We start from the raw sequence: 21,614 nt of genomic DNA on the forward strand, positions 1-21,614 counted from the left end.
GGGCACGCTGGGCCGGGCACGCTGGGCCGGGCACGCTGGGCCGGGCACGCTGGGCCGGGCACGCTGGGCCGGGCACGCTGGGCCGGGCACGCTGGGCCGGGCACGCTGGGTGGGCTTACTCGGGTGGATCGTGGTGGATGCGGTCCGCGGTCACGCCGAGCTGGTGCAGGGCGGCGGCGGTGGCGGCGATCATCAGGGGCGGGCCGGCCAGGAAGACGTCGTGGCCGGGCCATTCGCCGTAGGCGGCCACGGCGTCCATGACCAGCCCGGAGGCGTACGGGCCGGGGTCGCCCTCGGCCACGACCGGGATCACGGTGGCGTGCGGGGCGGCGCGGGCGATCCGGGTCAGCTCCTCGATGTCGTAGAGCTCGGCCAGGTCGCGTACGCCCCAGAACAGAACCGCCGAGCGTGCGTCACCGGCCTCGGCCAGCTGCGTGAGCAGCGCCTTGAACGGCACCACCCCGGTGTCACCGGCGATCATGAGCAGGCCGCGCCCCGGATCGGCGGGCAGCGTCATGCCGCCCTCGGCCCGGCTCAGCCGCACCCGGTCGCCGGCCCGGGTCCGGTGCACCAGCGCCCCGCTGACCCCGTTCCCGGTCTTGGCCCGCACGTGCAGCTCGACCACGTCGCCCCCGGCCAGCGAATAGGGCCGCCAGATGGCCGGCTGCTCCCGCACCTGGATCCGCGCGAACTGCCCGGCCCGGAACGGCATGGGCAAAAACGGTCGCAGCCGCACCACGGCGAGGTCGGGCCGCCGCAGCTCGTGCCCCACCACGACCGCATCCCACACGGGCGGCGTGTAGGCCGCCGAAGCTCCACCGTGCACAATCCATTCATAGGCGTGCTGCCAGGTCGACCGCCAGGCCACATCGAAATCCTGCCGCCACTGCCCCGGCGCCATCCCCGCCCGCATCGCCTCGGCCAGCGCCGCCCCTACCAGCTGCAGCTGGCTCGCCCGTACCCCGCACGCGGCCAGCGCCGCCCCGAGCCGCCCGCAGCCGTCCACCAGCACCGGCGGATGGTCCAGGTGGTGCACGAGCCAGGTGACCGCCTCGGCCAGCTGCTCGGTCTGCCGGGCCGCCCCACCCGGCAGCGCCGCCACCAGCTCCGGCGACGCCTGCATCAACGCCCCCCGCAGCCGCTCCGCCACCTCACGCGGCCCCCCGGCGAAGGTCAGACTCGTACTGAGCAGCCGCCGCGTCTGCCGCAGAAGCGCATCATCGGCCGGGTCCATCCCATCCCCGGCCCTCCCCCGAACCACAGAAACCAGCGGCGGCATCACATGCGGCAGATCCATCCCCGGCAACCGCCGTGCCGCGGCTTCACCCCTCGGCGGTACGCCCCGACCCCCGGCCGCCCACCTGGGGCGAGCCCCAGCCCCGGCCCCACCGGCCCACCCCGCCCCGGCTCCCGCGCCGCCCATCGGCCGTGTCCGCGGCTGCACCTCAGCACTCGACCAGCTCCGCGGTTGCAGCTCAACCCCTGGGTGCTGCTCCCCGTCCGGCCCCGTGCCCGGGTGGTCCTCGTCCCCCGCCTGCGCCGCCGGCCCTGGCCGCAGGCTCGGCTGCACGTCGGCTCCGGGCCGCCGGACCGGCAGCCCGGTGAACTGATTCCGATGCGGCCGCCCCACCGCCTCGGTCCCGCTGTCCGCGTCGAAGCCCCCCGCGTCAGCATCACCGGGCACCGCCAGCCAAGCCTCAGCCCGACTCGGCTCCTGTCGTCCCGCCGCGGGCTCAGTCACCGACCCACTTAACGGTGCGAACTCGGAGCTGCCACCCGGCCTGTTCACCCGCGGAGTGCTGGTAAGCCCAGGCAACGCAGCCCTCCCCGCCGCCGTACCTCCCGGCCCCGCCGACAGCCCCCGACCTCTGTCCCAGAAGCTCCGCCCGCCAGAGCCCCCGGCCTGCCCCTCCGGCAGATCGTCAAAGTGCGGCGGTTCCCCCTCCCCCGCCATCGGCGAGTGAATGACCCGGCCCCCACCTCCGCCTTTCCCCGTCACTCCGGAATCCGGCAATCCCGCACTGCCCGGGCCCAGCCGACCGCCATCACCCTGGCCAGGTCGTCCCACAGCGTCCCGTCCTGAGGTCGCCGCATAGCCCGGACCCGGGGGGCCGGCATCCCTCGGACCAGACGTTCCCGTATCGCCCCAGCCGCCCGGTCCGGTCGCGCCTGGGCCGCCAGGTCCGGCCACGCCCGGGCCGCCAGGTCCGGCCACGCCCGGGCCGCCCGGTCCGGTCGCGCCTGGGCCGCCCGGTCCGGTCGCGCCGGGACTTGGCGTTTCCGCGATGCCCGAGATGAACGGTCCCGGGGCGCGGCGGTGCGGGTCTGCCGGCTCCTCCACGGGCGAGAGATCGGATCCGAGCGCACCCGGCGCCCGGGCAGCCGAGGCCCAGCGCGGTCGTACCGTCCCGTTCTCACCGGCCGCGTGGGGCGGGGCCGCGGGAAGTCCAAGGCGCGTCGCACCGGGCGGCAGCGCGTTGTGTTCCTGACCAGGCGGAAGAGCAGGGCGCTCCTCATCGCCGGCCTCGGTACCCAGCTCACTCAGAGCCGCCGCGGCGTCGGCGATCCCGGCGGCCACCGCATCCGGAGCCGCTTGACGCAGACGGATCGCCCGCAGCAGCGCCAGCAGATGCTGATCCGCCCCGGAACCCTGACCCGATCCGGACGACACCGATACCCACCCCCGCCGAGCGGTTCTCCGATCTCCTCTCACGGTACTGCCGCAAACCAGCGCATTTCACCCCTACCCCACAACGGCTCTCTACCTCTGATCAGAAGGCCCTCGCCCGCTTCCTCCCCTGCCTCACATCAGCGGCCAGCCCTGCTGCGGTCAGCTCACGCTCCCTTGATCGTCCTAGGAGGCTAGCTCGGTGGCCTTGGGCTGGACCGCCAGGGCCATGGCCAACGCTGGAACGAGGCAGGGCCAGCTCCGCCTTCTCTCGATGTTCGTGAAGGAGACTTGGCTCACGTGTCATCGGCAAGTGCGCCGCTGACGCCAGTAGGGGATGGTGGAGTCTTGTCTGCAGCAGATCCTGAACTTTAGCGCGCCCGCAATCACGGCGCGATAAGCCTTATTCGCGAATGGTGATACGACTCGCGGCGCGACCCAGGAAGCGGAGTTTTATCGAGGTTGGCATGATTCAGAACTGACGCCGCCGGTCCGGGTGCGGGACAATTCTTGGATGCGAGGGCAGATGTCATTGTTCAGCCGGGCCGAGACGGCAGCGATGCGCGATCGCACCAAGGCGAAAAATTATTCTGCCGAGCGCGAGGAATTCCGGCGCGCCCAGAAGAAGCGCCGCGATTGGGGATTAGCGCAACGGTACGCCGAGAAGCAGCGCCGCATGTATGGGTCCGTGGAGGCAGCCAGGGCCGAGTTCGCCCGATGCGCCCGAGAGCGACGCATGCCCCAACTTCCGGCCGACTGGACGAACGCCGCTGAGCCTTCCGCGGCGAACGCCACCACGAGGCAACCGCCCCTCGCCTCGGACCCGTGCACACCGCAGCCGGCCGCACTCACACCGCCATCCCCCGCAGCAGCAGCGTTCGAACCGGCAGTATCCGTGCCCCCGCCGCACCCGTCGACGGCGATCAAACCGGCAGCACCCGTGCCTCCGCCTCAACTGTCGGCGGCGATCGAACCAGCAGCACCCATCCCCTCGCCGCACCCGCCAGCGGCGATCAAACCACCAGCACCCATGCCTCCGCCTCAACTGTGGACGGCGATCGAACCGGTGCCGACCGTGACTGCGTCTTCGGTCGGCGGGCGCGTCACGCCCGAACCGGCCAGCGGCCCGGGTGCCGCGGTGATCACGCCTGGTCCCGCCCAACCGCCTGATCAAGCGGATCATCGAGCCTGTTCGGAGACACGCACGGCCGTCGTGGACGCATGCCACCCTGTCGACTATTCAAGCGATCCGGTCCGGCGCCGCCGACACGATCCCGCAACCAAAAAGAGACTCAACGGCAGTCGGAATGGTACGTCGGGACGCTTTAGCTGTACCCGATCACAACACCGGACGAATGCGTCACAATCAAACCAGGTGTTTTGTCCCGAACCGGCGGGCACGCATCTTCGAACGGATCGGCACACACATTTCCGAAGATACGAGATGTAGCGATGGACCCCGACGCGATCAACTTGGTGAATAAAAGCCGCCGGCCGGGAGCGTGAGCGGTCTCGGTAGTGGCGATGGCACCAATCGGGGCCGTCAAGATCCGCGCGGGATACCATTTTTCACGAACATTCGCCGCGCGACGCCGGCGCCGGGTGGCGCCGGAAGCCGCGGACATGCGGCGCCAAACAGCAACTCGCGAACGTAGCGAGGACACGACAAGTCGATGCCCCGGCAAGGACTGCGGTCAGCCGCTCGCACTACCCGCGAACGAGAGGGGCAGGCAATTAGGGGAGGGAAGCGGGCGGGACGCAGGCCAGGTCCGAACGCCAGCATGCGCACGTGCCCGGCCACGAACGCCAGCATGGGCTCGGGTCACGCCACGAACGCCGGCGTGGGATCGGGTCAGAGCAGCGAAGCGGCCATGCGGGAGACGGCCTCGGTGAGGATCTCCGGGCTGGTGGCGAAGTTGAGGCGGACGTGGTCCGAGCCGATGGCGCCGTATTTGGGGCCGGGCTCCAGGGCCACTCGGGCTTGGGTGAGGAAGTGGGATTGGGGGTCGGCGTCGCGGCCCAGGGGGGAGGCGTCCAGCCAGGCCAGGTAGGTGGCTTCGGGTGGGGTCCAGGTGAGGGTGGGCAGGTGGGTCTGCAGCAGGTCGGCCAGCTGGGAGCGGCGGTTGGCGAGGGTGGTACGCAGGGTGGCCAGCCAGGGGTCGCCGTCGGTGAAGGCGGCGATGGAGGCCAGGACGCCCAGGTGGCCTACCCGGTCGTCGGGGTTGCGGGGGAAGCGGGAGACGGCCTGGGCCATGTGCGGGCTCGTGGTGATGACGGTGGCGCATTTGAGGCCGGCGATGTTGAAGGCCTTGCTGGCGGAGAGGACGCTGACGCCGATGTCGGGGGCGCCGGGGAGGGTCAGGAACGGGGTGAAGGTGGCGCCGGGCAGGACCAGCGGGGCGTGGATCTCGTCGCTGATCACGGGCACCCGGTAGAGGTGGGCCAGGCGGACCAGCTCGGCCAGCTCGTCGCGGGTGTGGGCGCGGCCGACCGGGTTGTGCGGGTTGCACAGGAGGAAGGCGGCGGGGTGGGTGGCGAAGGCGGCCGCCAGCGCGGGCAGGTCGAGACGGCCGTCGGCGAGGGGGACCTCGAGGATGCGGGCGCCGACCTCGGGCACCCAGTCGAAGAACGGTGAGTAGACCGGCGGGTTGATGACCACGGCGTCGCCGGGGCGGGCCAGGGCGCGCATCATTTCGACCACGCCGATGCCGACGTCGGTGACCGCGGTGACCTGGCCGGGGTCGATCTCCCAGCCCCACTGCCGGGCGGCGAAGCCCGCGAGGGCCCGGCCCAGGCCGGGAGCCGACGACGCGTAGCCGAGGTCGCCGTTGCGCACGGCCTCGGAGATCGCGGCGGTCACCGGAGGGGCCAAGTCGTAGTCCATCTCGGCCACGAACAGCGGCAACACGTCGTCGGGGAAGGCCCGCCACTTCTCACTGCGCCGCCGTCGCAACTCGGCCAAGGGCGCCACCACCAGCTCGTCGCTCATGCCCTCATCCTGGCCCCGGAACGGTCAGGCGGCGAGGTGAGGGTTGCGCAAGCGGTAGACGACCGAGCGCCGCAACGGCCCCGCCGGCGCCGTCGGGTCGTCGAAGTCCTCGGCCGGGTCGTGGGTCATTCCGAGGCGGCGCATCACCGCATGCGAGCGGACATTGCCCACAGCCGCGATGGCGAGCATCTCCGGCAGGTGGAGCTGCGTGAATCCGTACGTCAGGACAGCGCGCGCTGCTTCCGTCGCGTACCCCCGCCCCCAGGTCTTTCGGGCCAGGCGCCAGCCGGCCTCGATGCCCTGCAGCGGGACCTCCTCGTCGACCGGGTCGAGCCCGGCCATGCCGATCAGGCCCTCGCCCGGCGCCTCGACCGCCCACCACCCCCAGCCCCGTTGACCGAGTTCGTCCCGGAAGTGCGACAGCGAGGCGAGCGACTCCTCCCGGGTCAGCACGGTCGGGAAGAATTCGCGGACCGCCGGGTCCGCGTTGATCGAGGCCCAGGCGTCCAGGTCGTCGTCGCGCCACTGGCGCAGGAGCAGGCGGTCGGTGCGCAGTTCAGTCATCGTCGATGAGCCTATCGGGAACTTTTTGCGCCAATCGCCTGCGAGTGCCCCGGGCGTTTGCAAGGCTTCGGCCAGGATCCCGGCTTGAGCCGACGCAAAGGCGCGTACCCATGACGATCAGCCATCACCGCACGGCCAGCGGACGGCCTCTACGGGTCTCCCCGGCGTGGGTCGGGGCCGCCGGCTCCGCCGGACAGGACGATCACCTTCCGGTGCGGGAGGCGGTCTGGGTCTGGGGTGTACGCCGCTACGCGCGCCTCGCCCTGTGGGCGTTGCCGACGGCGGCTCTTCTGTACGGCTGGACGACGCTGGGGATCGACACGCCGCCGGGGCCGCTGGTGGTCGAGGTGGCCGCGAACTGGCTGGCCGCCATCGCGATGATCGCCCTGGCCGGGTTGCTGGCCGGGGCGAGGACCCGGCGGGCGGCGCTGACCGGGCTGCTGGTCGGGCTGGGCGGTCTGGTGCTGACCCTGCCGCTGATCGCGTTGCCGGAGGGGACCGTGGCCGCGGGCGCGCCGCTCTCGGCCGGTCAGCTGCATCTGGTCGCGGTGACCGCCGCCGCCACGGCCGGGGCCGGGTGGCTGGTGCTGGGCTGGGCGGTCTTCCGCTCGCGGCTGGTCAACCCGGCGGACGGCGTACTGCTCATGCTCGCCGCCGTGGCCCTGGGGGCCGGGGCCGAGGCCCGTCAGCCGTTGCCGACCGTGGGGGCGCTGCTGCTCCTGGCGGCCGGGACGGGTCTCGCGTGGACGGGTGGCCGTCTGATCCCGAAGTCGTGAGTGGCATGCTGCGACCATGACAAAGGTGGTCGCCGACATCTCGGTTTCGCTGGACGGGTTCGTCACCGGACCCAACCCGGGCTTGGACAACGGGCTCGGCGACGGCGGTGAGGCGCTGCACCGGTGGGTCTTCGAGGGGGACGCGACCGATCGGGCCGTGCTGCAGGAGTCGACCGACGCCACCGGCGCTGTGATCATGGGCCGGGCGCTCTTCGACATCGTCGACGGCCCGAACGGGTGGAACGACGAGGTCGGTTACGGCGCCGGTCTCAACGCCGCTCCCCCGGTCCTCGTGGTCACGTCAACCCCTCCGGACGCCGTACGCCTCGGCGACCGGTTCAGCTTCGTGGTGGACGGGGTGCGCAGCGCCGTGGCCAAGGCGGTGGCGCTGGCCGACGACCGGGACGTGGTCATCATGGGCGGCGGGGCGGTCATCCGCGGCGCGATCGAGGCCGGGGTGGTCGACGAGCTGCGGCTGCACCTGGCCCCGGTGCTGCTGGGCTCGGGCACGCCGTTGTTCGAGGGGGCGTCGCCGCGGGGGCTGCGCCAGATCCACGTGCGGCCCACCGGCCACGCCACCCACCTCACGTACCGGGTGGACTGACACCCGTGATTTTCGAGATCACCGATCCGGCCGACGAGCGGCTGGGCGACTACCGCGCGCTGACCGATCTGGAGCTGCGCACCAAGTGGGAGCCGCCCAACGGGCTGTTCATCGCCGAGGGGGAGCTGGTGCTGCGGCGGGCGCTGCGGGCCGGGTACCGCCCGCGGTCGTACCTGATCGACGCCAAGCGCACCGACCAGATCGCCGACCTGCCGGACGACGCCCCGGTCTACGCCGCGGCGCCGGCCGTGCTGGAGAAGGTGACCGGCTTCCACGTGCACCGGGGCGTGCTGGCGTCGTTCCACCGGCGGCCGCTGCCCGCGGCGGCCGAGGTGATCGCGGGCGCCCGGCGGGTGGCGGTGCTCGAGGACGTCAACAACCACACCAACATCGGGGCGGTCTTCCGCGGGGCGGCCGCGCTCGGCGTCGACGCCGTGCTGCTCTCGCCGACCTGCGCCGACCCGCTCTACCGGCGGAGCGTGCGGGTCAGCATGGGCGAGGTCTTCGCGGTGCCGTACGCGACGCTGGAACCCTGGCCGGACGGGTTGCAGCAGCTGCGGGACGCCGGTTTCACCGTGCTGGCCCTGACCCCCGACCCCGAGGCGGTCGCTCTGCAGCGGCTCACTCGCGGACAGCGCGAGCGCACGGCTCTGCTGCTCGGGGCCGAGGGGCCGGGGCTGTCCAAGAACGCGATGGCCGCCAGCGATGTGCCCGTGAAGATTCCCATGCGCCGCAACGTCGACTCGCTCAACGTTGCGGCGGCGGCCGCGGTGGCGTTCTGGGAGCTAGGTCGCGAGGACCCCATTCCGACCACCCCACCGGCCGCCCTTGACCGGACTGAAGACAGCGCTGGTTAGCCGCTGCGGCGGTTGCCGTACTGCCGGGGGCTTTGGACCGAGCCGCGGCCGTGCGCGCCGCCGCCCGACTGCTCGGTGTGCTGGTGCTGGTGGCCCTTGCCCTTGCCCCGGGCCCGGCGGGCCGCGCGGTTGAGGAACTCCTCGGGCTCCGGCGTCTCGTCCGGTGTCTCGGCGTTGGCGGTGGGCTCAGACATCCGTGGCTCCTTAGCGTCCGTGGCCGAGCGAGGAGCGCCGGCCGCAGGGTGATTATCCCCGTTGGAACGCGACACGGCCGACCCGATCGGGCCGGCCGTGTCCAAAAGACCCTCAGGCGCGCTCGCGCTGACCGTCGATCTCGGCCGCGCCGTTGTAGTCGGCCCCGCCCAGAGCGGCCGACGGCGGGATCGGCTCGGGCGCGGGCAACGCCGCGGTCTTGTCGGGATCGCCGCTGACCTGCGCCTCAGCCTCCCGTACGGCCTCGTTGATCTTGTTGGCCTCGGCGGTGGCGGCCTGGGCCGCGGCCGCCGCCTCACGCTCCACGGCGGCCGCGTCGACGTCGGCCCGGGGAATGTCGCCGGCCATGTTGGCCAGGCCGCCCAGCGCGCCGCCCATGCCCTCGAGGGCCTTGGTCAGCTCGGCCGGGACGATCCAGACCTTGTTCGCCGTGCCGTTCGCGATCTGCGGCAGGGCCTGCAGGTACTGATACGCCAGGACCTTCTGTGACGGATTCGCGGTGTGGATGGCGTCGAACACCGTACGGATGGCCTTGGCCTGGCCCTCCGCCTGCAGGATCCGGGCCTGCCGGTCACCGTCGGCCCGCAGCACCGCCGCCTGCTTCTCACCCTCAGCCGTGAGGATCTGCGACTGCTTGTGACCCTCGGCGTTCAGGATCGTGGCGCGGCGCTCCCGCTCGGCGCGCATCTGCTTCTCCATCGAGTCACGGATGCTCGGCGGCGGTTCGATCGCCTTGATCTCGACCCGGGTGACCTTGATGCCCCACCGGCCGGTGGTCTCGTCCAGCACCGACGAGAGGTGCCGGTTGATCTCCTCCCGGCTGGTCAGGGCACGCTCCAGGTCGAGCGAGCCGATGACGTTGCGCAGCGTGGTGACGGTCAGTTGCTCTATGGCCTGCAGAAAGTTGGAGATCTCGTAGGTGGCGCGTACCGGGTCGACGACCTTGAAGTAGAGCACCGTGTCGATCGAGACGACCAGGTTGTCGGAGGTGATCACCGGCTGGGGCGGGAAGGAGACGACCTGCTCGCGCATGTCCACCTTGCTGCGCACCGAGTCGACGAAGGGCACCAGCAGGTTCAGACCCGGGCTGAGGGTCCGCTTGTACTTGCCCAGGCGCTCGACCACGTCCATACGCTGCTGGGGGACGATGCGGACGGACCGGAGCAACGTGACGATGGCGAAAACCACGATCACGATGATGAGAACACCGATCACTGCTTCCATGGCGCCTCTCTATATGTTGGGCAGATCGTCGCGCCACACGATGGCAGTGGCGCCCTTGACCTTGATGACCCGGACGCGCTCGCCGGGAAGGTACTTCTCGTTGCCGTCGAAACAACGGGCCTGCCAGAGCTCCCCGTCCAGCTTGATCAGACCCTGGTCGGCGCCCACCTCCTCGAGCACCAGGCCGTGGCTGCCCTCGATCGCCTCCACCCCGAACGGGGTCTCACCCGTCTCGGCGGCCGACTTGGCGTGCCGCAGGATGATCGGCCGGAGCGCCCCGACCGAGACGCCGGAGACCAGCGCGAAGGTGATCACCTGGACCAGGAGCGGCGCGCCGAGGGCGGCCACGCCGGCCGCGGCCAGGGCCCCGGCCGCGAAGAAGATGATGAGCAGCGTGGCCGTGAAAGCCTCGGCGATCGCCAATGCGATGCCTAGCACGATCCAGAGAATCGCTTCCACCACTCGATCGTTGCACGCGCGCGCACGTACGGCGACTTCCCATACACCGGGCGCAGATTCTCCGGCTTCGGGGGCGACACTCAATCGGGGATGCACAGTTGTACCCATCAGTCGTTTATCGAGAGGGTCCACCGTGTCGCTGCTGCCATCGCTGCTGCCGGAGACCGGCCGGCGGGTCGATGAGATCGCCGCGCGGGCCCAGGCCGACGGGCGTACGCCGTCCTTCGCCCTGGCCGTCGTGCGGGACCGGGCGGTGCTGCACCAGTCCTTCGCCGGGGAACACCCGCGGCCGGACGCCAAGACGCAGTACCGGCTCGGCTCGATCACCAAGACGCTGACCGCCACGATGGTCATGCAGCTGCGCGACGAGGGGTTCTTCGCCCTCGACGACCTGCTCTACCGTCACCTGCCGGGCACCCCGATCGGCGGCGTGACCCTGCGCCAGCTGCTCGGGCACGTCTCCGGCCTCCAGCGCGAGCCGGACGGGGCGTGGTGGGAGCGGGCGGCCGGCGGCGACGTCGACCGGCTGCTGGCCGAGCTCGGCTACGACAAGGTGGCCGGGCCGCCGTTCCGGCGCTTCCGCTACTCCAACCTGGCGTACGGGCTGCTGGGCGCCGTCCTCGAACGGGTCACCGGTGAGAGCTGGCCGACCCTGGTCGGCAAGCGGGTGCTCGACCCGCTGGGGATGAAGCGCACGACGTACAACCCGGTGGAGCCGTTCGCCCGCGGCTACGTGGTGCACGCGCTGGGCGGGACGATGCACGAGGAGCCGCGTCTCGACTCGGGCGCGATGGCCCCGGCCGGCCAACTGTGGTCGACCATCACCGACATGGCCAAGTGGGCCGCCTTCTGGACCGATCCGGCCCCGGCCGTGCTGTCCCGCGAAACGGTCGACGAGATGTGCGCGCCGGTGGTGATCAGCGACTTGGAGTCGTGGACCAGCGGCCACGGCCTCGGCCCGCAGCTGTTCCGGGTCGGCGAGCGCGTCTTCGTCGGCCACAGCGGTTCCATGCCGGGGTACAACTCCTTCCTCGCGGTCCACCGCCGCAGCCGACTGGGCGTGATCGCTTTCGCCAACGCGTACGGCCTGCGGGGCGCCGGCATCAAGCAGGTGGCCCTGGACGCGCTGACCACCGTGCTGGACGCCGAGCCGGCGCCGCCCCCGGCGCCCTGGCAGCCGCCCGCGCCCCCCACCGGCGAGGCGGCGTCCCTGGTCGGCCGCTGGTGGTGGATGGGCCGCGAGTACGAGATCGTCGCCGCCGGCGAGACCCTGGAGATGACCGGCCCGTTCCACTGGACCCGCTTCACCCGCGAGGCCCCCGACCGCTGGCGCGGCGCCGACGGCGAGAACGAGGGCGAGGTGCTGACCGTCCTGCGCACCCCCGACGGCGCCGTCGACCGCCTCGACATCGCCACCTTCGTCTTCAGCCGCGACCCCGCCCACCTGGCCTGAACTGATCCTCTCGAACGGGTGACATCCTGTCGCACCGCACCTAGTCGCGCATACAGTTCCGCGCGTGCCTGCCACCGAGCTACCGACATGGGCGGTCTACGCCGTCAGCTTCGGCACTCCCGCCGCGGCGTTCGCCGGCGCCGCCATCGGCCACATCGTGACTCGCCGCGGCGCCACAGAACTGGAGAAGCGATCGAGGCGCGAGCAACTGATGAAAACTCTGCAATGGGCGGCCGAGCTCGCAATCAGCGACGACGAAGCCAAGGCGAACCTCGGCGTGTCGCAACTGGTCGCGGTGACCACCTCCGACCTTTGCGACAAGGACGTCCAGGAGTTCGTGGACGCGGCCTTGGTAGCCGTCCTGGGCAACCTGCCCGACGAGATCGAAACGGACCCCGATGCTGTGGTCCAGCCGATCGCGCCGGCGAGGGATACCGGCGACGGGAAATGCGTCCATACACTCGAAGGACGAGCAGACAGATGGGTCGTGATGCCGTGACCAAGAAGATCTATGTCACCAAGACGCAGGTCAAGGCCGCCCAGCTGCTCGTCGAGCGCAGCAAGGCGACCGGCAAGACGGTCCGCTCCTCCATCGCGAAGATCGCGGGCGCTTCCGGGCGTTCATCGGCGGCCAATTCGGCGAAGACCCGGAAGGGCTGATCGGCGGCGGTCAGACGATGCCGCCGTTGGCGCGGACGGTCTGGCCGTTGACCCAGTGGCCGGCCGGGGAGGCCAGGAAGGCGATCACCTGGGCGATGTCCTCGGGCTCGCCGAGGCGCTCCAGGGGCGGCTGGGCGGCCAGGCGGTCGATGGTGGCCTGGTCCTTGCCATCGAGGAAGAGGTCGGTGCGGGTCGGGCCGGGGGCCACCGTGTTGACGGTGATGTTCCGGCCGCGCAGCTCGCGGGCCAGGATCAGGGTGATGCCCTCGACGGCGCTCTTGCTGGCCACGTAGCCCGCGTAGGTGGGGAACTGCAGGCCGACCACGGATGTGGAGACCAGGATGACGGCGCCGCCGTCGCGCAGGCGGCGGGCGGCCTCGCGGGCCACCACGAAGGCGCCGCGGATGTTGGTGCGGTGCATCCGGTCGAGGTCGTCGAGGTCGAGCTCGGCCACCGGGGACAGCACCATCAGCCCGGCCGAGTTGACGACCACGTCGACGCCGCCGAACTCCTTGTCGGCCAGGTCGAACATGCCGGCCACGGCCCCCTCGTCGGCCACGTCGGCCTGGGCCGCGACGGCCCGGCCGCCGGCCTCGGTGACCAGGGCGACGGTCTCGGCCGCGGCGTCCGGCGAGCCGGCGTAGCCGACGACGACGTCGTGGCCGGCCCGGCCGAGGGCGATGGCGGCGGCGCGGCCGATCCCGCGCGAGGCACCGGTGACGACAGCTACAGCCATGGGTATCACCTCTACGATCATGTCGATACGCCGTCTGCGTATCGCCGATATGACGACTCTAGCACGACCCTAAGCGTTGATACGAGTCTTGCGTATCACTGATTCGGTGGCGGCCGGCGACATACCCACGACCAGGCCGAGAGCCACCAGGGCGATGCCGGCCCAGACCAGCGGGCTGGGCGCCGGGCCGCCGAGCGCCACCCCGGTCGCGGCGGCGGCGATCGGGGCGATGCCGGTCAGCAGTCCCGCGCGGGCCGACCCGAGCCGGGACACGCACGTGTACCAGAGGACGAACGCTAGAGCCGTCACCGCGACCGCGAGATAGGCCCCGGCCGCCACGTGCCCGGCGCGCAGCCGCAGCGGCTCCCCGGAGACGAGCGCGAGGACACCGAAGACGGCGGCCGCCATCCAGGTCGAGTGCACGGAGACGCCCAGCGGCCCGTGCCGCTTCAGCAGCGGCACGGCCAGCAGGGTGAAGCCCGCCTCGCAGACGAACGTGACGAGCGCCCACAGCAAGCCGATCCCGTCGGCCCGCCCGAGCCCCTGCACCAGCACGGCCCCGGCCGTCACCACGGCCGCGGCCAGGAGCAGGCGCGGTGCGGGGGTGTGCCCCTCCAACAGCGGCCCGCCCACCGCGAGCAGCAGCGGCACGCAGGCCACGGCCACTCCGAGCACGGCCGGCTCCGCGTGCCCGGCCCCGTGCACGAGCGCCAGGTTGAAGACGACCATCCCGGTGATCACGACGCCACCCAGCCAGAGCCACTCGGTGCCGCGAGGGCGCACGAGGCGACGCCCGAGGAACCGGGCATAAACGATCAGCAGCAAGCACGCCACGGCGTACCGCAGGGCCTGGACGGTGAAAAGGGGAGCGTCGCTGAGAACGCCTGAGACAGCCACGCTGCCACCGACGAAGACCATTCCGAGAGCCCCGGAGAGGGCGAGCAAAGATGTCACGCCCCTGATGCTCGTCCGCGCTATGGTCCGGTTGAAGGACCAATCCGGGAGCCCTCAGGGGGACCAATGTCCGACTTCCTCCAGCTCCGGCCGGCCGAGGCGCCCCGCAAGGGCCTGACCGCCTGGCTGGCCGACGCGCTGCGGGCCGCCATCACGGCCGGCCGTCTCGTGCCCGGGGCCAGGCTGCCCGCGACCCGGCTGCTCGCCGCCGAGCTGGCCGTCTCGCGGGGCGTGGTCGTCAACGCCTACCAGCGGCTCGTCGACGAGGGCCTGGCCACCGCGCGCGCGGGCGCCGGCACTGTTGTCACGGCCGCACCGGCCGCCGCGCGCCGGACCACCGACCGCCGGCGCGATCTGGCCGCGATCCAGCTGCCGCTGCCGCCGCGCGAGGACATCGACATCGACCTCTCCCCCGGTGTTCCCGACCTCTCCGCGTTCCCTCGTGCGGGCTGGCTGCGGGCCGAGCGGGCGGTCCTCGACGAGATCACCGCGGCCGATCTGGGCTACGGCGATCCAGGTGGCACGCCCCGCCTGCGCACCGAGCTGGCGGCCTGGCTGGCCCGCATCCGCGGCGTGCGCTGCGAGCCGGACGACGTCATCGTGGTCGGCGGCGTCGCCCAGGCCCTGGCCCTGCTCGCCCAGACGCTGCGCGCGCACAACCACACTGCTGTCGCAGTGGAGGACCCGGGGTCCCGCGGGGCCCGTGATCAACTCGCGCATTGGGGGGTACGCCCGGAAGGGGTCCCCGTCGACGAGGAGGGCATCCGGGTCGGCGCGCTCACCCAGGACGCGGCCGTGCTGACCCCGGCCCATCAGTTCCCGACCGGGGTGGTGCTCAGCCCGGACCGGCGGCGGGCGCTGCTCGACTGGCCGGGTCTGATCATCGAGGACGACTACGACGCCGAGCACCGCTACGACCGGGCACCCGTGGCCGCCCTGCAGGGCTCGGCGCCCGACCACGTCGCGTACTGCGGCAGTGTCTCGAAATCGCTCGCACCGGGTATGCGCCTCGGCTGGCTGATCGCGCCCCGGCCGATGCAGGCCGAGTTGCTCACGGCCAAGCACGACAGCGACCTCGGCAATCCGGCCCTGCCCCAGCTGGTGCTGGCCCGGCTGCTGGCCACCGGCGACTACGAGCGGCACCTGCGGGCCGTGCGGTCACGCCAGCGGCGCCGCCGGGACGCCCTGCTCGCGGGTCTGCGCCGGCACGCGCCGGGCGTCCGGGTGACCGGGGTGGCCGCCGGCCTGCACCTGCTGATCATGACGAACGGCGACACCCCCGACACGGTTCTCGCCGAGCGGGCGGCCGCCGCCGAGGGCGTACTGGCGCACCCGCTGTCGTGGCACCGCCTCGCGCCCGGACCGCCGGGGTTGATCCTGGGTTATGCGGCGCAGCCGCCCGATCGCCTGGCCGAGGCCGCGCGCCGCCTAGGCCGGATCCTCTAGCACCGTCACGAAGTCGATCAGCCGCTCCATCGAGTTGATCAGCGGGGTCTCGACGTCCTTGTAGGTGCTCACCGAGCGCAGGATGCGCCGCCACATGTCGGCCGGCTCACGCACGCCCACCGCCTGGCAGATGCCCTCCTTCCAGGGGCGCCCGGGCGGGATCACCGGCCACTTCGACAGGCCGACCCGCTCCGGCTTGACCGCCTGCCAGATGTCGACGTACGGATGACCGGTCACCATCACGTTCGGATCGGTGACCGCGGCCACGATCCGGCTCTCCTTCGAGCCCGGCACGAGATGGTCGACCAGCACGCCCAGCCGCCGCCGAGCGCTCGGCTGGAACCCGCGCACCGCCCCGGCCAGGTCGTCGATGCCGTCCAGCGGCTCCACCACGATGCCCTCGATGCGCAGGTCGTCGCCCCAGATCCGCTCGACCAGGGCGGCGTCGTGGATGCCCTCGACCCAGATCCGGCTCGCCTTGGCCACCTGCGCCTTCACGTTGCCGACGGCGATCGACCCGGACGCGGTGACCCGCCGCTGGGCCTGGGCCGGGGCCGCGGCCGGCTTGCGCAGGGTCACCGGGCGGCCGTCGAGCAGGAACGCGGCCGGCGCGAGCGGGAAGTTGCGCCGCTTGCCGAACCGGTCCTCGAGCACCACCGCGCCCAGCTCGAAGCCGATGACCGCGCCGCAGAAGCCCGACTCCGCGTCCTCGACGACCAGGTCCCGTTCGGCGTCCACCTCGGGCGCGACTTTCCGCTTGCGCCAGTCGCCCTTGAGCACGTCCTCCCCATACATGCAAGGCACCGTAACCCGTGCGCTGGGACACGGGACTAATGACTCTCCGGCCGAGACAAGCTTCCCGGTGGACACGTACCCTTGCTCGCATGTCCCCCGCAGCTGATGCGGCCATCCGCACCGCGCGGCGCTCCACCCGGTTCGTGACCTGGGTCCGCGCCTGGCGGGCCGGGCTCGTGCCGTTCGACGAGCTGGCCGACGAGATCGCCCACGACGAGGAGCACCTCGTCGCCGACGCACCGGGCACGTGGACCGATGTTCCACTGCCGCAGGGCCTGCCGGCCTTCGCCAAGGTGCATCCCGACGACATCCGGCTGGTGCTGCCCGCCCCCGGCGACCCGCGCGGCCTGCCCGGCCCGGGTGAGCTGACCGGGGCCGCCATGCTGGCCGGCGAGGCGGTGATGACCCCCGAGTTCGGCGTGGTGCCCGAGGTCCGGCGGCACGTGTCGGGCTCCGGCGTGGAGTTCGAGACCGTGGTGTGGCGCTGGTTCCCCGTCGAGGCGTACAAACCTGTCTTCCAGATGGGCGCGGCCGAGGCCGAGGGCGAGCTGACCCTGGCCCTGGGCGAGGCGACCAACCAGCTGACCAAGCTCGACGTGGCCCAGTGGAAACCGGAGCTGGCCGGCGCGCTGCAGGCGCTGCGCCGCCCGGAGAGCACGGCGACGCTGCCGCCCGGCTTCGACCCGCGGGCCCGGCGGCTGTTCGCCCGGGCCAGCGTGCTCGACCAGGTCCTGGCCCTGGCCGAGACGAACGCCCCCGGTGGCGCCGTCAACGGCTTCGAGGCCCAGCAGCGCGACGCGGCGCTGCGGCCGTTGCTGACCGCCTGCCGGCAGGCCCTGGTCGCCGCCTGCAACTCCCCGCTGCATGCCTGAGCGGTTCCTGCACTGCACGTTCTGCGGGGCCCGTTTCGGCGCCGCCCGGGACTGGCCGCGGAAATGCGGAGCCTGCGGCCAGACCAGCTACCGCAACCCGACTCCGGTCGGTGTGGCGGTGCAGCCGGTCGGCGGCGGCCTGCTGACGGTGCGCCGGGCCATTCCCCCGGCCGCCGGCAAGCTGGCCCTGCCCGGCGGCTTCATCGACTACGGCGAGTCCTGGCCGGAGGCGGTGGTCCGGGAGCTCTTCGAGGAGACAGGGCTGAGAGCCAACCCCTCGGCCGTACGCCTTTTCGATACGCGCAGCGCACCGGACGGAACCCTGCTCGTGTTCGGTCTTCTGCCGCCCCTCGCCCACGTGTCCGACATGCCGTTGTCCGAGCCGAACGACGAGACCCTCGGCTGGGAGATCCTGCCCGGGCCGCAGGAGCTGGGCTTCAGCCTGCACACCGAGGTGGCCGCCCACTGGTTCGCCACCCGCTAGGCCGTCGCTGTCGGTTTCAGGTCCAGCAGCGTGTCGTCGATGTGCGGCGGGGTCTTGACCCGCAACGCGATCACGGCGGCGACCACACAGGACACTGCCCCGACGAGCAGGGCCAGGCGCGGGCCGCCGAAGCCGCTGAGCCAGCCGGTGAGCACGCTGCCGATCGGCGTCGTTCCGATGTAGACGAACACCCACAGGGCGACCACACGGCCGCGGTATCCGGGCGCCGTGTGCAGCTGGATCGTCGTCGAGGCGAGCGTGGCGAAGGCGAACCCGGCCGCCCCGGTGACCAGCAGCGTGACCGTGGCCGTGGCCGGATTGGGCGCGGCCGCCGTCGCGGCCAGCCCGGCCCCGAAGGCCAGCGCGGTGACGATCAGGTACGGCCGCCGTGGGTGCTTCACCAGGCCCACACCGAGCGACCCGGCGATCGAGCCGACACTGAGCATCGTGGACAGCAGGCCGTACGTGCCGCCGTCGCCGTGGAAGGTCTGCTTGGCCAGCACCGGCAGCACCACCGAGAAGTTGAAGGCGAACAACCCGACCAGCGCCATCATCGTCAGCGGCAGCCACACCTGCTGGCGGGTGCGGGCGTACCGCACGGCGTCGGCCACCCCGGTGGCGTGGGTGGGCTTGTGCCGCGGCCCGCCGAGCGGGCGGATGAGCAGCAGCGCCCCGATCACGGCCAGGTACGAGACCGCGTTGACCAGGAAGCACGGGGTGACCCCGACCGCGACGATGAGCACGCCGGCCAGGGCCGGGCCGACCACCCGGGCGCTGTTCATCACCACCCCGTTCAGGCTGACCGCGCTGGCCAGGTCGTCCGGCGGGACCAGCGAGGAGACGAACGCCTGCCGGGCCGGCGAGTCCACGATCCCCACGATGCCGCCGGCCACACCGATCGCGACGACCAGCGGCACCCCGGCGTGCCCGGTGGCGGCGGCGATCCAGATGGCCAGGGCCAGCGCCCCGTACACGGCCTGGGTCACGATCAGCAGCCGCCGCAGGTCGAACCGGTCGGCCACGCTGCCGCCCCACGGCCCGAACAGCAGCGACGGCAGGCCACCGGCGGCGAGCACGAGCCCGAGGGCCGACGCCGAGCCGGTGAGCTGCAGCACGAGCCAGCCGATCGCCGTCTGCTGCAGGAAGGTGCCGCTGGCCGACGCGATCTGGCCGCCGAAGTACCAGCGGAAGGGCACGGACCTCAGCGCCCGGAATCCATTGTTCGCCACGGCCCGGCTTTTCCCCGCCGGGGGCGCCGGCATCGCTCTGCGTGATCAAGGACTCAGTCACCTGTTGACACGGATTCGTACGTTCGTCTATGGCGCGCCGGACGGCGATCCAGCACCCTAGGTTGCTGACAATTGACACGGGGAGATCCAAAATGCGCGTAAAGCGCCTCCTGGCGGGAACCGCCGCTGGTGCCACCGCCCTTGCCTTCGCGGGCGCCTGCGCCCAGCAGATCAAGCAGCTCGAGCCCAAGCTCGAGCTGCGCAACGCCGCGACCCAGCTGTCCGAGGCCAAGCAGACCGGTTTCACGGTCAAGCTGACCGGCAGCCCCGAGGAGCTCGCGGCCGGTCTCAAGCTCGAGGACCCGGCTGACGTCCCCGACACGGAGACCCTGAAGAAGCTGTTCAACTCGTCGTTCACCATCGCCACCGACAAGGCCGGCAACGGCGACGAGGACGACCGGGCCTCGATCTCGGCCACCATCGACGGCGTGCAGGGCACCGAGCTGCGGGTCGTCGACGGCGTCGTCTACCTCAAGGCCCCGGTCCAGGAGCTCGCGGCCAAGCTCGGCGCCCCGGCGGCCGACGTCGCCGACATGCGCAAAGAGGCCACGGCCGAGCTGCCCGAGGCGGGCGCGCTCTTCGACGGCAAGTGGGTCGCGGTCGACGTGGCCAAGGCGACCAAGGACGCCCTCGGCGGTGCCGCGGCCCCGTCGCAGGACCCGGCCGAGGCCGCGAAGCTGAAGAGCGAGATCGAGACGAGCGCCAAGAACCTGTTCGAGAGCGCCCAGATCGTCCGCGACCCGGCCGACGACACCCACCTGACGGTCACCTCGTCCAGCACCAAGGGGTACGAGGAGATCAAGCGGCTGGCCGGCGTCTTCGGCAAGGAGCTCGGCGCCGACGTCGCCAAGGACCTGCCGGCGGCGCCGAAGGAGCGCCCGATCACCCTCGACCTCTGGATCAAGGACGAGAAGCTGACCGCCATCGAGGTCAACTTCCTGCAGTTCATCGACGGCGCCACCGGCCGGGCCGCGGTCCGCTTCGAGGTGACCACGGGCGCCGAGATCAACGCGCCCGAGGGCGCCGCGACGATCGACCCGAGCAAGCTGACCGCGGGCCTCATGGCCGGCGGCACCCAGCCGTACGCGGGTGGCGGCCTGGACGACCTCGACGGCGACACGGCCTACACCGAGGCCAAGCTGCTCGGCATCCAGGTCCAGCTCATGCAGCTGGACAAGGGCAACGTCAACACGTACCTCAAGGACGCCGTGGCCGAGCGCAACGCCGAGGGTGACGGCGTCAAGGTGGGCATCGTCGGCGCCGGCAAGGCCCAGGTGGCCGCCGACGGCGCGTTCGCCTGTGTGAAGGTCTCCAAGACCAAGGAGCCGGTGGTCACCAAGGGCCGCTGCTGATCCGCTTCCTCACCGCGAAGGGCGCCGCTTGTTGCGGCGCCCTTTCGCCGTTCAGCGTCCGGCGACGACGTGGACGGGGGTGCCGGGCTCGATCTGGCGCAGCAGGGCTCGCTGGGCGTCGGCGGGCAGGCGGACGCAGCCGTTGGAGATGCTGCGGCCGAACGCGGACTCGCGCGTCCAGGCGTGAATCGCGGTGTGCCCGTTCCGCAGAGCCGGCGCGAGCGCCTCCCGGTTGTCCGGCACGGCGCCGAGCACCAGAGCGTCCAGCCCCGCATAGACGCCGCCGATCGTCGGCGTCGGCCCGAGCACAAACGTGCGCCCCAGCGGCGTCGGCGTGCGCGGCGAGCCCACGGCGACCTTCCAGGCCTGCCGGAGCCGCCCGTCCCGCATCCAACTGAGCCGATGCTCCCGGCGATCCACCACCAGCCGGTCCCGCAGCCGCCGGCTCTCCCATCCGGCCCCGCGCCCGGCACCCGCGCTCGGGGTGGCCTCTGCGGCCGGGATCCAGCCGATACGCCGGTTCAGCGACGGCAGCAGCACCCCGACCCAGCCGGGCCGCCGCTCGACGATCGGAACGGTCACCTCCAGCCCGCTGAACGACCGCGGCAGGAAAGCCCTGGGCCGCCCGCCCGGCGCGTCGTAGACGGCCAGCTTCCGCAGTGGCCGCAACCCCTCGGTGATCGCCACCATCGACCCCGGCGCAGCATCCCGGGGAAACCCACCCGGCGCGCCCCAGTAGTCGATCCTCGGCAGCCACCGCGGCGCCGGCACCGCCTTGACCACTCGATCCCGCACCGGCCCGACCGGCCGCACGACCGCCACCCGATCGGCCACCATCACCCCGACCGGCCGAGCAGCCTCCAGCCGCGCCACCCCGGCTCCCCCGGCCAGCGTCGCCACGAAGACCCACCCCGCCACCATTCGGCGAGAGCTCGGAAAACGCGCCACACCACCACCCTAAGACCCGAAAATCCCTCAAATACCCTATATCCTCATCCCCGAGGACGATGCGTCGCCCACCCCGGAACCACCTGAACCCCGGCATGACCCGCCAGAGGCTCCCAACGCGGCAACCCGGCCCGGGGTCGCGGCCGGCAACAGGCAAGCCCGAACACCCCATGCTCGTGGCGATGATCGATCCACCCCGACGGGCAGCACCCAGCCGCGGTCGGGCATCCGGGCGGGAGGGTTCCGCGCACCGGGGGGAGCCGCCCGGGCG

General features: G+C 72.1%; 21 protein-coding genes. 10 read left to right on the forward strand and 11 right to left on the reverse strand.

Going from position 1 to position 21,614, the window contains the following annotated elements; all coding sequences use genetic code 11:
* Positions 1-115: 115 nt before the first annotated feature.
* The 3 genes from AB0J66_RS41395 to AB0J66_RS41405 form a co-directional block, all read right to left on the reverse strand.
* Positions 116-1,234, reverse strand: a complete 1,119-nt coding sequence (locus AB0J66_RS41395) for a globin (protein WP_364672833.1) — start codon at positions 1,232-1,234, stop codon at positions 116-118.
* A 3,286-nt stretch (positions 1,235-4,520) separates the two neighbouring features.
* Entirely contained in the window at positions 4,521-5,657 is a 1,137-nt protein-coding gene (locus tag AB0J66_RS41400; RefSeq protein WP_364672835.1) for an aminotransferase class I/II-fold pyridoxal phosphate-dependent enzyme, read from the reverse strand.
* A 24-nt stretch (positions 5,658-5,681) separates the two neighbouring features.
* Positions 5,682-6,221: a GNAT family N-acetyltransferase gene (locus AB0J66_RS41405; protein WP_364672836.1), complete on the reverse strand. Its 540-nt coding sequence runs from the start codon at positions 6,219-6,221 to the stop codon at positions 5,682-5,684.
* A gap of 110 nt (positions 6,222-6,331) precedes the next feature.
* Here AB0J66_RS41405 and AB0J66_RS41410 point away from each other — a divergent pair, with 110 nt between their 5' ends.
* Genes AB0J66_RS41410 through AB0J66_RS41420 form a run of 3 tightly spaced genes read left to right on the forward strand, consistent with a single transcriptional unit; the run spans position 6,332 to position 8,458 of the window.
* Positions 6,332-6,997, forward strand: coding sequence for a hypothetical protein (locus tag AB0J66_RS41410; RefSeq protein ID WP_364672837.1), 666 nt, complete (start codon positions 6,332-6,334; stop codon positions 6,995-6,997).
* Positions 6,998-7,013: 16 nt separating this feature from the next.
* Entirely contained in the window at positions 7,014-7,601 is a 588-nt protein-coding gene (locus AB0J66_RS41415; RefSeq protein ID WP_364672839.1) for a dihydrofolate reductase family protein, read from the forward strand.
* Positions 7,602-7,609: 8 nt separating this feature from the next.
* Positions 7,610-8,458, forward strand: coding sequence for an RNA methyltransferase (locus tag AB0J66_RS41420; RefSeq protein WP_364672959.1), 849 nt, complete (start codon positions 7,610-7,612; stop codon positions 8,456-8,458).
* Here the strand turns inward: AB0J66_RS41420 and AB0J66_RS41425 are convergent.
* From AB0J66_RS41425 to AB0J66_RS41435, 3 genes are all read right to left on the reverse strand, one after another.
* Positions 8,455-8,652, reverse strand: coding sequence for a hypothetical protein (locus AB0J66_RS41425; protein WP_364672841.1), 198 nt, complete (start codon positions 8,650-8,652; stop codon positions 8,455-8,457). The two genes, AB0J66_RS41420 and AB0J66_RS41425, sit on opposite strands and share 4 nt — an antisense overlap.
* 112 nt (positions 8,653-8,764) lie before the next feature.
* Complete coding sequence (locus AB0J66_RS41430; protein WP_364672843.1) at positions 8,765-9,895, reverse strand: SPFH domain-containing protein; 1,131 nt, start codon at positions 9,893-9,895, stop codon at positions 8,765-8,767.
* Positions 9,896-9,904: 9 nt separating this feature from the next.
* On the reverse strand, positions 9,905-10,354 hold the full coding sequence (locus tag AB0J66_RS41435; protein ID WP_364672845.1) for an NfeD family protein: 450 nt from the start codon (positions 10,352-10,354) through the stop codon (positions 9,905-9,907).
* Positions 10,355-10,496: 142 nt separating this feature from the next.
* Between AB0J66_RS41435 and AB0J66_RS41440 the strand changes: the two genes are divergently transcribed.
* The 3 genes from AB0J66_RS41440 (at position 10,497) to AB0J66_RS41450 (ending at position 12,467) form a co-directional block, all read left to right on the forward strand.
* Complete coding sequence (locus AB0J66_RS41440; RefSeq protein ID WP_364672961.1) at positions 10,497-11,807, forward strand: serine hydrolase domain-containing protein; 1,311 nt, start codon at positions 10,497-10,499, stop codon at positions 11,805-11,807.
* Between the two features lie 64 nt (positions 11,808-11,871).
* Entirely contained in the window at positions 11,872-12,306 is a 435-nt protein-coding gene (locus tag AB0J66_RS41445) for a hypothetical protein (protein WP_364672846.1), read from the forward strand.
* On the forward strand, positions 12,288-12,467 hold the full coding sequence (locus tag AB0J66_RS41450; RefSeq protein WP_364672848.1) for a hypothetical protein: 180 nt from the start codon (positions 12,288-12,290) through the stop codon (positions 12,465-12,467). The genes AB0J66_RS41445 and AB0J66_RS41450 overlap by 19 nt, the downstream gene beginning before the upstream one ends.
* A 10-nt stretch (positions 12,468-12,477) precedes the next feature.
* Here AB0J66_RS41450 and AB0J66_RS41455 read toward each other — a convergent pair whose 3' ends face one another.
* On the reverse strand, positions 12,478-13,203 hold the full coding sequence (locus tag AB0J66_RS41455) for an SDR family oxidoreductase (RefSeq protein WP_364672850.1): 726 nt from the start codon (positions 13,201-13,203) through the stop codon (positions 12,478-12,480).
* Between the two features lie 69 nt (positions 13,204-13,272).
* Positions 13,273-14,157, reverse strand: a complete 885-nt coding sequence (locus AB0J66_RS41460) for a DMT family transporter (RefSeq protein WP_364672852.1) — start codon at positions 14,155-14,157, stop codon at positions 13,273-13,275.
* A 66-nt stretch (positions 14,158-14,223) separates the two neighbouring features.
* On the opposite strand from AB0J66_RS41460, the gene AB0J66_RS41465 reads away from it, so the two are divergent.
* A complete protein-coding gene (locus tag AB0J66_RS41465; protein ID WP_364672853.1) occupies positions 14,224-15,603 on the forward strand; it encodes a PLP-dependent aminotransferase family protein in 1,380 nt (459 codons plus the stop codon).
* Here AB0J66_RS41465 and AB0J66_RS41470 read toward each other — a convergent pair.
* Positions 15,586-16,398, reverse strand: coding sequence for a DUF3097 domain-containing protein (locus AB0J66_RS41470; RefSeq protein ID WP_364672854.1), 813 nt, complete (start codon positions 16,396-16,398; stop codon positions 15,586-15,588). The two genes, AB0J66_RS41465 and AB0J66_RS41470, sit on opposite strands and share 18 nt — an antisense overlap.
* Positions 16,399-16,487: 89 nt before the next feature.
* Here AB0J66_RS41470 and AB0J66_RS41475 point away from each other — a divergent pair, with 89 nt between their 5' ends.
* On the forward strand, positions 16,488-17,270 hold the full coding sequence (locus tag AB0J66_RS41475) for a hypothetical protein (protein ID WP_364672856.1): 783 nt from the start codon (positions 16,488-16,490) through the stop codon (positions 17,268-17,270).
* The gene (locus tag AB0J66_RS41480) at positions 17,263-17,754 is read left to right on the forward strand and encodes an NUDIX domain-containing protein (protein ID WP_364672858.1); all 492 of its coding nucleotides are present in this window, start codon (positions 17,263-17,265) and stop codon (positions 17,752-17,754) included. Before AB0J66_RS41475 ends, AB0J66_RS41480 begins: the two co-directional genes overlap by 8 nt.
* On the opposite strand, the gene AB0J66_RS41485 is transcribed toward AB0J66_RS41480, so the two are convergent.
* On the reverse strand, positions 17,751-18,983 hold the full coding sequence (locus AB0J66_RS41485) for an MFS transporter (protein WP_364672860.1): 1,233 nt from the start codon (positions 18,981-18,983) through the stop codon (positions 17,751-17,753). The genes AB0J66_RS41480 and AB0J66_RS41485 overlap by 4 nt on opposite strands.
* 152 nt (positions 18,984-19,135) lie before the next feature.
* Here AB0J66_RS41485 and AB0J66_RS41490 point away from each other — a divergent pair, with 152 nt between their 5' ends.
* Positions 19,136-20,395 carry a hypothetical protein gene (locus AB0J66_RS41490; RefSeq protein ID WP_364672861.1) on the forward strand — a complete coding sequence of 420 codons (1,260 nt, stop codon included), beginning with the start codon at positions 19,136-19,138 and terminating at the stop codon, positions 20,393-20,395.
* A 51-nt stretch (positions 20,396-20,446) separates the two neighbouring features.
* Here AB0J66_RS41490 and AB0J66_RS41495 read toward each other — a convergent pair whose 3' ends face one another.
* A complete protein-coding gene (locus tag AB0J66_RS41495) occupies positions 20,447-21,343 on the reverse strand; it encodes a L,D-transpeptidase (protein WP_364672863.1) in 897 nt (298 codons plus the stop codon).
* Positions 21,344-21,614 lie beyond the last annotated feature (271 nt).

The organism is Actinoplanes sp. NPDC049598 (genome assembly GCF_040675435.1).
GTDB lineage: Bacteria > Actinomycetota > Actinomycetes > Mycobacteriales > Micromonosporaceae > Actinoplanes.